Below are 11,733 nucleotides of genomic sequence, written 5' to 3'. Positions count from 1 at the left end.
AACTGGCCACCCGCTACAAGGCCGGACTCCACCTCGCGGCACTCATCCTCTGGCTCCGCGAACCCGCCCAAGATCGTTTGTCAGACAGTGCCTAGCGGGGTCCGGCGGGGCCACGCCTGCCCGGAGAGCCAGTTGATGCGGGCTGCCCATCCGATACCGCGCTGCCCCTCCACCGCCCGGCCGGGCCCGGCCCCGAGCGCCGCCTACGTCACCTTGCCCGCCCACAGCCCGTCGATGGCCCGAGGGCTCGTCCGGCCGGGCCACCGCCGGGGCCGTCCAGCAGAGCGATGCAGACGGTGATGCGCTTGCCGACCGGCTCGCGCCGGACCTCGAAGGCCAGCGCGACGGCCATCACGATCTCCAGCCCGTGCTGCCCCACCCGTCCGGCATCCGCGGCCCTCGCCACCGGCAGCACCGGATCGGAGTCCCACACCACCACCTCGACCGTGTCACCCACGATGCGCAGTTCCATCAGCACCGGACCCGGCGCGTACTTGCGTGCATTGGTGACCAGCTCACTGACCACCAGCTGTGTCAGGTCCACGGCACGCTGCGACACCGCCAGACCGTGCACGGCCTGCACTTCGGTGAGAAACTCCGCCGCCAGCCGACGGGCCTGGGCAATGACCGTGCCGTCACCGTCCAGAGCCACCGTCGTCCGGATGGCCTGCTCGTCCGGAACGGACCCGTCCTCATCCAGAGACACTGGTGATATTCGCCGCCTTCACTGCCCCGCTCACACCCGATGCGCCTGCCCACATCTCACGCGCGTACCCGCGTCCCGCGCGTTGCACGCCTCACGCATGAGCAGCTCCTGGGCCGTGCGGGGCAGCACTGCCGGGCGGAGGTCCTGATGTGCAAGTATCACCCACATGGCCCACGGACGAAGCACGGACACCGCACAAGCCGGACAACCGGGCAGGCTGACAGTCAGGGCCACCACCACCGACGACATCCGCGTACTGACCGTGTCCGGAGAGATCGACCACCACACCGGCGATCACCTCCGGCAGGCCCTCGATGTCTCCGACACCGCCCGGCCCCGCATCGTGATCGACCTGAGCCGGGTCACCTTCATGGATTCCAGCGGCATCAACATCCTCATCGTCACCTACCAGACCGTCACCGAGGCCGACGGCTGGCTCCGCCTGGCCGCACCCACCGACCCCGTACTCCGCATCCTGCAACTCGTCGGCATCCACGACCTCATCGAATGCCACCCCACCCTCGGCCAGGCACTCGCTGCATGACGGCCCGCCGGACCACTCGTCCCGGTCACATGTGAGATGTCCACCGGCCGCCGCAGACTGTCGATGACACCTGCCGCACCGGCCGCGTGCCGGATCCGTGCCTCGTTGTCCGGCACCCCGGCATCCGGACCGGCGGTCGCGTCGGCCGCGCACATGCTTCACCCCCTCGCCCTCCGTGGCGCGCACGGTGCCGTGGGGGCCCGGGACACCGGGCAGGTGAAGGACGGCGGGCGGGAGTCTGCCAGGAGTGCGGGGCCGCTAGGCTGGGACATGCTGCGGCACCCCCACTCTCACCTGCGCGGTGAACCACGGCCTGCGGCAGTCGAGAGGTTCTGGTACAGGGATGAGGGACAGGTGTTGATAGCGGGCCGCTACCGGCTGCAGGACGCCATCGGGCGGGGCGCGATGGGGGAGGTGTGGCGGGCCTTCGACGAGACGCTCGGCAGACCGGTGGCTGTCAAACTCCTCCTCCCCCACGACTCCGACCCCACCGCCGCTTCCCGCTTCCGTCTGGAGGCGCAGACCGCCGGCCGCCTCAACCACCCGCACGTCGTCAGCATGCTGGATTTCGGCGAGTACGAGGGCCGCTTGTTCCTGGTGATGGAGCTGGTCGACGGGCAGAGCCTCGACCAGGTGCTCGCCGTTTCCGGTCCGTTGCCCGCCGGGCGGGTGGCCCGCGTCGCCGCCCAGGCCGCCGCGGGGCTGGCCGCCGCGCACCGGCAGGGCATCGTGCACCGGGACGTCAAGCCCGCCAACCTCTTACTGGACTCCGGCGGTGACCTGAAGATCGGCGACTTCGGCATCGCCCGCTTCTTCGACGACCCCTCTGCCGCACTCACCGCCACCGGGCAGATCGTCGGTACGAGCCTCTACCTCGCGCCCGAGCGGGCCCTGGGCCGAACCGCGGGACCGGCCAGCGACGTGTACTCCCTGGGCTGCGTGCTCTACCAGCTCCTCACGGGACGCCCGCCGTTCGAGGCGGACTCCACGCTCGCGGTGCTGCACCAGCACCTGGACGCCACCCCCGTGCCGCTCCGGCAACACGGCGTCGGACTCCCGCCCGCCTTCGAGAACTACCTGCTCGGCCTGCTGGCCAAGAAGCCCGAGGACCGTCCGACGGCCAAGGAGGTGACGGACTGGTTCGAGCGCGGGGCATGGCGCGGGGCACCGGAGCCCCTGCCACGGGAGCACCCGCCCCACAGCCGCGCCGACGGGCAGCACGCCATCGGCCCAGAGGCCGCCGTCCCTGCGACCTCGGTGCTGGGCGCGTCCCTGTCCAGCGCGCCCGCGGAGGGTGCCTACGTCCCCCTGGCGGGCACCGAATGGCAGACGAGCACGCGCAGGGCACGGCTCCGCCGCTCGCGCCCGCCCCTGCTGCGCCGTTCCCGGCTGGTGGCCGTGATGGGCGGCGCGACCCTGTTCACCGGGGCACTGCTCGTCGGCCTGACCTGGTTCTCGCCCGACACCGGCTCGGCACGGGGTCCGCAGACCGAACCGTCCGCGAGCACGAGCACGAGCACGAGCGCGAGCACGAGCACGAGCCCCGCCCCCACCCCCTCGCCCACGTCACCCGCCGCGACGCCGTCCGGCACCGCTTCCCCGCTCTCCTCACCCCCGGCACAGCCCACCGCCGAGAAGACGGAGAAGCCCGCCGCCATCGAGCCGGGCCACAAGAAGGCCGACAAGCACGGAGGCAAGGGCAAGCACTGACCCGGGCCGGGACCCGGAGTCCTCGGCCCGGTCTGCGACTGTCGGGAGACATGCCACCGCCGCCCGGCAACGGGACAACGTCGTCCCGGCACCTCTCCGTACGGAAAGCCGTTGCCCCTTCTCCCACTGATGGCCCACGCTGGACCGGGCAGGCATACCGTCCGAAACGTGCAAGGGGGAGGACGTCATTCGGTGGTTACTTCTGCGCGTACTCATGCTCACGATCGCCGTGCCGTGCATCGTCGAGTGCGTGGATCACATCAAGGTGCACCAGCAGGCCATCGCCGTGTACAGGGGCGCCTCCCTGTGCCCGGCCGGCACACGATGGCAGGCGGCTGACGACTGCGTCGCACGGACCCCCGCCGAGATCACGGGCGCGGGGACCCGCCAGTCGTGCACCACCGACAGCAACGGTGTCAGCTCCTGCACCACCTACTACAGCGTGACCGTCCGCTTCGGGCAACGCCGGCAGAAGATGGACGTGGAGGAGGGCACCTACCGCACGGTGCGACGCGGAGACACGGCGGAACTGCGCATCTGGCGGGGCGAGATCGTGCGCATGGTCGTCCGCGGCCACACCGAGACCTATCTGACGTCGTCCGAGTGGGCGTCGGTGGGGTGGCTGCTGCTCGGATGGCTCCTCCTCGGAGCCTCCTGGGTGGCCCTGCTCGGCCTGCGACTGTTCCCGCTGCTCGGTGGATGGCTGGTGTTGACCGTGCCGTACTTGATGGTCGCCTACCACCTCATGGGCTTCAACCCGATGGGCGTCACCGGATGGGGCGTCGCGGGCGCGTTCACCGTGGCCGGACTCTGGACCACGGGGTATCTGTTCTCCGAAGTCGTGGACGGCCGGCCATAACCGCCGCATCGACAAAACAATCCCTCGACGGGCGGGCTCACAACACCGGTCACCAGAAATGTCGCTGATGAATGCTCGGATTCCGCTCTGCGCGGGATGCGTTGCCTCTGACCGAATTCGCGCCGGCAATTTGGCCACCAGCAGATGGAATTCGGACTTTCGAACGCACCGTGCAGCTCGAATCGTCTCTCGCCCGCCGGTCGGTGCCACAGTTGCACGGCATCGCGAGAGGCTTTCGGACCAGGAGCACAGACCGTGAACGAACAGCACCTCCTCCGTATCGTGGCCGACGTGCTGAAGGTGCCGCACGTCACAATGTCGGACAGTTTCTACGACTTCGGCGGTACCTCTCTGCAGGCCATGCGGATCTGTGCCCGTATCGGCACGGAACTGGGCGTCCGGATCGCCCCGGAGCGCCTGTTCGAGAGCGACACCCTCGCCGAGGCCCTGGCCCAGGACCCCGCCGGCGACCCGGCCGGGGGCGAGACCCGGCCACGCGCCCCACGGTGACCGCCGATCCGCGGCTCATCCACGAAGCGGTCGCCGGGCAGGCACGGTCGCGCCCGACCGCCGTAGCGGTCGTCGACCGGGGCGAGCGCGTCGACTACGGAACGCTCGACGCCACAGCGGAGGCGTACGCCCGCGCTCTGCGCGCTGCGGGGGTGGGGCCCGGAGCCACCGTGCCCGTCCTCCTCCCCCGGTCCGCCCGGCTGGTGGCCGTACTGCTCGCCGTCCTCAAGTGTGGTGCCGCGTACGCCGCCCTCGACCACCGGTGGCGGCCGGACCACATCGGACGGGTCACCGCCGTGCTGCGGTCCCCGGTCATGGTGGCCGAGCCCGGGGCACCGGGGAACCTGCCCCTCTGGCCCGTTCCCGAGGGACGGCCCGGCCTGCGCCGACACAACCCACCTGCACCACCGCCCGGCGGGGCCTCCGTGCCGGGCGGGGCCTCCGTGCCGGACGCGGCCTCGCGGGCTGCTGCCGTCTTCTTCACCTCCGGCAGTTCCGGCGCCCCCAAGGCGGTTCTCTCCCCGCACCGTGCCACCACCCGCCTCTTCCGGGGCGCCCGCTGGGCGGACTTCGGGCCCGGCCGGGTGGTCCTGCAGGCCGCGCCGGTCTCCTGGGACGCCTTCAGCCTGGAGTTGTGGGGCCCGCTCACCACCGGCGGCACCTCGGTCGTCGCGGACACGGACTACCTCCTCCCCGACTCGCTCACCGAGCTCGTCGGCACCACCGGGGTGGACACCGCCTGGCTCACCTCCTCGCTGTTCAACCTGCTGGTCGACGAGGAGGACCCGCGCCGGTCCTGCTTCACGGGCCTGCGCCAGGTCCTGACCGGCGGCGAGCGGCTCTCGCCCGACCACGTGGCCCGCTTCCTGGCCCGTCACCCGGAGATCACCCTGATCAACGGCTACGGACCGGTCGAGAACTGCGTGTTCGCCACCACGCACCGGATCACACCCGCCGACTGCGCCACCCCCGGTGGCGTGCCCATCGGCCTCCCGGTACCCGGCACGTCGGTGCACATCATGGCCGGGGACGGGGTCCTGCCGGCGAACACCGTGGGCGAGATCTGCCTGGCGGGCGAGGGTCTGGCGGTGGGCTACCTCGGGGACGCCGAGGCCACGGCTGCCGCCTTTCCCACCCTCGTCCTCGACGGGGCGCCGGTGCGCGTGTACCGGACGGGTGATCTCGGCCTGCTGGACTCCGACGGCGTACTGCACTTCCGTGGCCGCACCGACCTCCAGGTGAAGATCTCCGGACACCGCGTCGAACCGGGCGAGATCGAGAGCGCCGCCCGCCGGGTCCCCGGTGTCCGGGAGGCCGTCGTGGTGGCCGTGCCCGCGCCTGGCGGCGGACACGACCGGCTCGCCCTGTTCTACACCGCGGACGGCCCGGCCGCCCCCTCTCCCCCGGTGGTCCGCCGCGCCCTGTCCGACCGCCTGCCCCGCCACCTCGTACCGCACAGCGTCCACCACCGTGCTTCCCTGCCCGCCACGGCCACCGGCAAGACCGACCGCGGCGGCCTGCTCGCCTCCCTCGGCCCCGTCCCGTCACCCACCCGGAAGGCGCCCTCCCCTTGACGCCCGCCCCCGACCCGGCCGGCATACCGGCCCCGGACGCCCCCGGCTATCCGATGTCCTTCGAGCAGGAGTCGATCTGGCTGAACGACCAGTTCCAGGACGGCCCCTCCCGCTACATCGAGTCCTGGGCCTACCGGCTGCGCGGCGCCCGGGTCGAGCCCACCGCCGTCCAGCGGGCGCTCACCCTGATCACGGCACGGCACGAGGCCCTGCGCAGCCGCCTCGGCCTCGTCGACGGCGAGCCCCGGCAGACCGTGCTGCCTCCGCCCGCCCGCGTGGACCTGGACATCCGGTGGGTGGATGCGCAGGAACTGCCCGCCGCCGCCGTGGCTGCGGCGACCCGGCCCGTGGCCCTGAACCTCACCACTCTGCCGCGAGCCACCCTGCTGAGGGTCGCCGAGGACGACGCGGTCCTGGTGGTGGCGCTCCACCACGCCGTGCTCGACGGCTGGTGCTTCAGCCTGCTCGACACCGAGTTCAGCGCCGGCTACCGGGCAGCTCTGGACGGCGCGGAGCCCGGGTTGCCGGCCCTGCCGCTGCAGTTCGGGCCGTACGCCCTCGAGCGGCGCCGGACGTACGACGAGAGCCGCTCGGACTCCCTGGACCACTGGCGGGAGACCCTGCGCGGCGCCCCACCGGAGTCCTCACCGCCCGCGGACCGCCCCCGGCCCGCGCTGCCCGGCCCGGCCGGGGACCGCATCGAGTTCACCCTGGACGCCGGGGTCGGGGCCGGGGTCCGCGCTCTCGCCCGCAGGACGCGGAGCACACCGTTCGCGGTGCTGGCCGCGGCGCTGACCGCGCTGGTCTCGAGGCTCTCCGGGCAGGACGACGTGGTCATCGGCACCCCCGTCTCCCGCCGGGACGAGGCGGCACTCGAACCGATGATCGCCTGCCTGACCGATGTCCTGCCGCTGCGGCTGCGCATACCCGCCGGCCTCTCCTTCGCCGAGCTGACCGCCCGGGCCAAGGAGCAGGTGTGGGGCGCGGTACGGCACCGCGACATCCCGCACTCCCACCTGGTCCGCGAGCTGGGTACGGAGCGCACACCCGGCCGTTTCCCGCTGTTCCAGGTCGTCCTCGGGCTCGAAGACGCCCCGGAGCCCGCGCTGGATCTCCCCGGCATCAGCGCCGAACGGCTGTACCTCCACTCCGGGACCGCCAAGTACGACGTATTCCTGCACCTGATGCCCGAACGGGGCGGGTTCCGCGGATTCCTGGAGTTCTCCACCGACCTCTTCGAACGTGCCACCGCCCTGCGCCTGGCGGAGCGGTTGCGGACCCTGCTGACCGACGCCCTGGCCCACCCCGACCGGCCGGTCCAGGACCTCGACGTCCTGCCCGAGGACGAGCGCCGGCTGCTCCTGGACACCTGGTCGTGCGGAGCGTCCCCGGCCGGGCCCCGGCCGCTCGCTCACGAGGCCTTCGCCGCGCAGGCCGCCCGTACGCCCGGCGCCCCGGCGGTGGTGCACGGACACCGGGTCCTCAGCTACGCCGAACTGGACCGTGCCTCGGACGCGGTGGCGGCTCGGCTCGTGACGCGTGGCACGACCGGAGCCCCGGTCGGCGTCTGCCTGCCCCGCGGCGTGGAGTCGGCGGTCGCCACGCTGGGGGTGCTCAAGGCGGGCAGCGGCTGTCTGCCGCTCGACCCCGCCCTGCCCGCCGACCGGATCGCCCGCATGGCGGTTGACAGCGGAATCCGGGTGGCGCTGGTGCAGCCGGACCTCACTCGGCTCCTGCCACCGGGGGTGGAGCCGGTGCCGGTGTCGGCCCCGATGTGCCCGGACGTGCACCCGCCGGCGCCGAAGACACCGCGGCCCGTCGTGACGCCCGAGGACCTGGCCTACCTGATCTACACCTCCGGCTCGACCGGCCGGCCCAAGGGAGTGGCCATGCCGCACCGGTCCCTCGCCAACCTGCTGGCCTGGCAGCGGGACCGCTCCGCCGCGGGCCCCGGCACCCGGACGCTGCATTTCGCGTCACCCGGCTTCGACGTCGCGTTCCAGGAGCTGTTCGGCACCTGGGCCTCCGGCGGCACCCTGGTCGTCGCCGACGACGAGACCAGGCGTGACCCGGCCCGCCTCCTCGACCTGTTGGCGGCCGCGCGGATCGAGCGGGTGTTCCTGCCGTTCGTGGCGCTGCAACAGCTCGCCGACTACGCCTGTGCCACGGGGCGTTCGGCGGCGACCCTCCGGGAGGTCGTCACCGCGGGCGAGCAGGTGCACGCCACGCCCGCGCTCCGGGAGTTCTTCCGTACGCCGGCCCCTCGGGCGGTGCTGGAGAACCAGTACGGGCCGTCCGAGACGCACGTGGTCACAGCGGAGCGTCTGGGTTCCGACCCGGCTGACTGGCCCGAACTGCCGCCCATCGGCCGCCCCGTGCCCGGCACCCGGGTTCTGCTGCTGGACGACCGGCAGCGGCTGTGCCCCGTCGGCACGGTCGGGGAGATCTGCGTCGGGGGACGGGCGGTGGCGGCCGGGTATCTGAGGGCTCCGGAAACGACCGCGCGGAAGTTCGTGCCGGACCCCTTCCGCCCCTCCGCCGTCCTGTACCGAACCGGCGACCTGGCCCGCCACCTGCCGGACGGACGGCTCCAGTTCCTCGGCCGCCGGGACGAACAGGTCAAGATCCGTGGGTACCGGGTGGAACCCGGGGAGGTGGCCGCCGCGGTCCGGACCGTGCCCGGGGTGGCCGACGCCGTGGTGGTGTCCCGGCCCACCGTCCCTCGGGGCGGGGCCCGGCTGATCGCCTACTACGTCCCGGGCGACGGCGCCGCCGCGCCGGAGCCCGACCTGGTACGCCGCTCGGTGGCGCGGCGTCTCCCGGACCACCTGGTGCCGGCCCTCTGCGTGCGCCTGGAGCGGTTCCCGCTCACGGCGAGCGGAAAACTGGACCCGGCCGCGTTGCCGCCGCCCGGCCCCCCGGGGCCGGAGCCGGCCGGCGCCTCTTCAGCTCCGAGGACCTCCATGGAGCGGCTGATCGCCGAGGTGTGGCAGGACCTGCTCGGTGGTGTCCGGGTAGGCGTGCACGACGACTTCTTCGCCGTGGGCGGGCACTCCTTGCTCGCCACCCGCCTGGTGCTGAGGCTCCGCCAGGAACTGGGGGTGCAGATCCCGCTCGGCGCACTCGCCCTGACCCCGACCGTGGCGGGGCTCGCCGTGCTCGCCGTGACCGGCGACGGCGGGGCGCGGGGGCCGGCCTTCGACCCGGGTGCCGACACCGAGCTGCCCGCCGACATCGTCCCGGCCTCCGCAACGGTTCGGGTGGCTGCGGACCCCGCGGACGTGCTGCTGACGGGGGCCACAGGGTTCCTCGGGGCGTTCACCGTCCGCGCCCTGCTCGACCGCACCCGGGCCCGGGTGCACTGCCTGGTCCGCGGCACGGACCGGGAAGGGGCAGCCGTCCGGCTGCGATCCGCCCTGGAGGGCCTCGGTCTCTGGGACGACTCCTGCCGCCGGCGGATCTCCGTCGTCCACGGTGATCTGGCGGCGCCCCGCCTGGGCCTGTCCGAAGCCGCCTTCGACGAGCTGGCCCGCACGGTGGACTCCGTGTATCACGTCGGGGCGGCGGTGAACCTGGTGGCCCCGTACGAGAGGCTGAAGGCGGCCACGGTGGACGGCACGGCGTGGATCCTGCGGCTGGCGGCCCGGCACCGCAGTGTGCCGGTGCATCACGTCTCCACCACGGGTGTCTTCGCGGCGCCCTCCGACCGTCCTCTCGGCCCCGGGCACCCGACCGGCCCGCCCGGCGCCCTGAAGCACGGCTACACGCAGAGCAAGTGGGTGGCCGAACAACTCGTCGAGGCCGCGCGGGCCCGGTCCCTGCCGGTGACCGTCCACCGGCCGACCCGGATCACGGGGCACAGCCGTACGGGGGTCTGTCAGACGGGTGACTACCTGTGGCTGATCCTCAAGGGCTGTGTCCAGGCCGAGGCCGCCCCGGCCGGTGTGGACACCGCGTTCGACCTGGTGCCCGTGGACCATGTCGCCGAGGCCGTCGTCGAACTGTCCCTGCGGACCGAGTCGGCGGACCGGACCTTCCACCTGGCCGCCGGCCGGCTGACACGCCTTGACACCGCGCTGGACCGGCTGCGTGCCGGGGGACACCGGATGCGGGCCGTCGCCCCGGACGAGTGGCTCCGCCGGATCGGCGAGGACCCGGAGAACGCGGCGTTTCCGCTTCTCGGCACGCTGACGGCAGAGCTCACCGGCGTCGGTACGGAGGGCGGCCTCCGCTTCGACGGCTCCGCCGCCGACGCCGCCCTGGCCGGCTGTGGCGTGGTCCGTCCGGAAGACGAGGAGAAACTGTTCGCCCTTTGCGTCGACCACTTCACCCGTACCGGGTGGCTGCCTGAGCCCGGCACGTGAGGAGGCGTCACGGGAGCCGATCCGGTCCCGCGCGCACTGAAGGGCCGGACGCCGGCACGTGAGGACGCGTTCCGGGATCCGGTCCGTTCCCGCGCCGCGCGCTGGAGCCCTCCGGCTGCAGCGTGTGCCCCGTCGGTGGGGCGACCGGCGGCAGAACGGTCCGCTCCGCCCCTCTCGCCGGTGCGACGTGCTCACAGGAAGCGGCGGATCGGAATGACCGCGGCTTCCTTGGTTCGCTGGAGTACCGCCCGGCGTCTCCACCGGTCGGGGTCGATGCCGACGCTGTGCTTCAGGTCCGCCTCGTAGTCGTGGTCGAGTGCGGCGGTGAAATCCTGGTCCAGGACGGCGAGCATGACTTCTTCGTCGTGGTCCATGGACCGGCGGTTGAAGTTGGTGGATCCGATGAGAGCGGCGACCGAGTCGACTGTGATGATCTTGGCGTGCATCATCGTCAACTCGTACTGCCGGATGTGGACCCCTGCTTCCATCAGGCGTGCGTAATGCTGCTGGCCGGCGATGCGGCAGGCACGCTGGTCGGTGTGGGGGCCGGGGAGCAGGATTTCCACACGCACGCCACGGCCGGCGGCTTGGCACAGCAGGTCGACGAAGTAGGTGTCGGGGGCGAAGTAGGCGGTGGCGAGACGGAAGCGTTCCTCGGCGGAGGTGAGCATGACCCGGATGAGGGTCTGCATGTCCTGCCAGCCGATGCTGGCGGAGCCGCGTACCACCTGAACGACCGACGAGCCGGCTTGGCGGTGTTCGGTGAAGCGGTCGCGGTCGTCGAACAGTTCGTCGTGGCACTCGGCCCAGTTCTGAGCGAATGCGGCGGCGATACCGTCCACGGCCGGGCCGCGCACCCGGACGTGGGTGTCCCGCCACTCGCCGGGGCCGCGGGCATCGCCGCACCACTCCTCCGCGATGCCGACCCCGCCGGTGAACGCGGTGTGCTCGTCGACGATGAGCGCCTTGCGGTGGCAGCGGTGGTTCTGCTTGAACGGTGACAGCCAGACGGGCTTGCGGAACCAGGCCACCTGCACACCGGCGGCGTCCATGACGTCCAGCAGGTCCCGTTCGATCTCCTTGGCGCCGATGCCGTCGAGCAGCAGTCGTACCCGCACTCCCGCACGGGCGCGGTCGGCGAGAGCGGCAGCGAAGTCGCGGGCGATCTGACCGCGCCAGTAGACGAAGGTCATCATGTCGATCGTGTGCCGGGCGGAGCGGATCACGCCGAGCATCGCGGGGAAGATCTCGTCGCCGTTGCGCAGCGGCACCACCTCGTTGCCTTCGGTGGCGGCCACGCCGATCAACCGCTCCAGGCGGCGGCGCAGGCGCTTCTTGCGTATCTGCGCGTCAGGTGAGGCACCACGGTCGGTGGCTGCCGGTGTGCCGTCGAGCATCGCTGCGAATCTCCCGTCGCGCCAGAAGGACAGCGGTGCGTACGCCGCCGCGGGCCGCCGGCCGGCCCG

Annotated in this window: 8 protein-coding genes; 6 read left to right on the top strand and 2 right to left on the bottom strand. The window is 72.5% G+C overall.

Going from position 1 to position 11,733, the window contains the following annotated elements; genetic code table 11:
* Window positions 1-208: 208 nt before the first annotated feature.
* Window positions 209-700 carry an ATP-binding protein gene (locus ABZ354_RS25130; protein ID WP_358660351.1) on the bottom strand — a complete coding sequence of 164 codons (492 nt, stop codon included), beginning with the start codon at window positions 698-700 and terminating at the stop codon, window positions 209-211.
* 172 nt (window positions 701-872) lie between these two features.
* Here ABZ354_RS25130 and ABZ354_RS25125 point away from each other — a divergent pair, with 172 nt between their 5' ends.
* From ABZ354_RS25125 to ABZ354_RS25100, 6 genes are all read left to right on the top strand, one after another.
* A complete protein-coding gene (locus ABZ354_RS25125) occupies window positions 873-1,250 on the top strand; it encodes an STAS domain-containing protein (RefSeq protein ID WP_358660347.1) in 378 nt (125 codons plus the stop codon).
* A gap of 354 nt (window positions 1,251-1,604) precedes the next feature.
* Window positions 1,605-2,960, top strand: coding sequence for a serine/threonine-protein kinase (locus ABZ354_RS25120; RefSeq protein WP_358660345.1), 1,356 nt, complete (start codon window positions 1,605-1,607; stop codon window positions 2,958-2,960).
* 214 nt (window positions 2,961-3,174) lie between these two features.
* On the top strand, window positions 3,175-3,819 hold the full coding sequence (locus ABZ354_RS25115) for a hypothetical protein (RefSeq protein WP_358660343.1): 645 nt from the start codon (window positions 3,175-3,177) through the stop codon (window positions 3,817-3,819).
* 255 nt (window positions 3,820-4,074) lie between these two features.
* Window positions 4,075-4,329 (top strand): acyl carrier protein, encoded by a 255-nt coding sequence (locus tag ABZ354_RS25110; protein ID WP_358660342.1) that lies wholly within the window; start codon window positions 4,075-4,077, stop codon window positions 4,327-4,329.
* The gene (locus ABZ354_RS25105; protein ID WP_358660340.1) at window positions 4,326-5,903 is read left to right on the top strand and encodes an AMP-binding protein; all 1,578 of its coding nucleotides are present in this window, start codon (window positions 4,326-4,328) and stop codon (window positions 5,901-5,903) included. Before ABZ354_RS25110 ends, ABZ354_RS25105 begins: the two co-directional genes overlap by 4 nt.
* Window positions 5,900-10,267, top strand: coding sequence for an amino acid adenylation domain-containing protein (locus ABZ354_RS25100; RefSeq protein WP_358660338.1), 4,368 nt, complete (start codon window positions 5,900-5,902; stop codon window positions 10,265-10,267). The genes ABZ354_RS25105 and ABZ354_RS25100 overlap by 4 nt, the downstream gene beginning before the upstream one ends.
* Before the next feature lie 191 nt (window positions 10,268-10,458).
* On the opposite strand, the gene ABZ354_RS25095 is transcribed toward ABZ354_RS25100, so the two are convergent.
* A complete protein-coding gene (locus ABZ354_RS25095) occupies window positions 10,459-11,664 on the bottom strand; it encodes a phospholipase D-like domain-containing protein (protein WP_358660336.1) in 1,206 nt (401 codons plus the stop codon).
* Window positions 11,665-11,733 lie beyond the last annotated feature (69 nt).

The organism is Streptomyces sp. NPDC005925, assembly GCF_040638805.1.
Taxonomy (GTDB): Bacteria; Actinomycetota; Actinomycetes; order Streptomycetales; family Streptomycetaceae; genus Streptomyces.
This window is presented reverse-complemented; position numbering and strand designations above follow the sequence as displayed.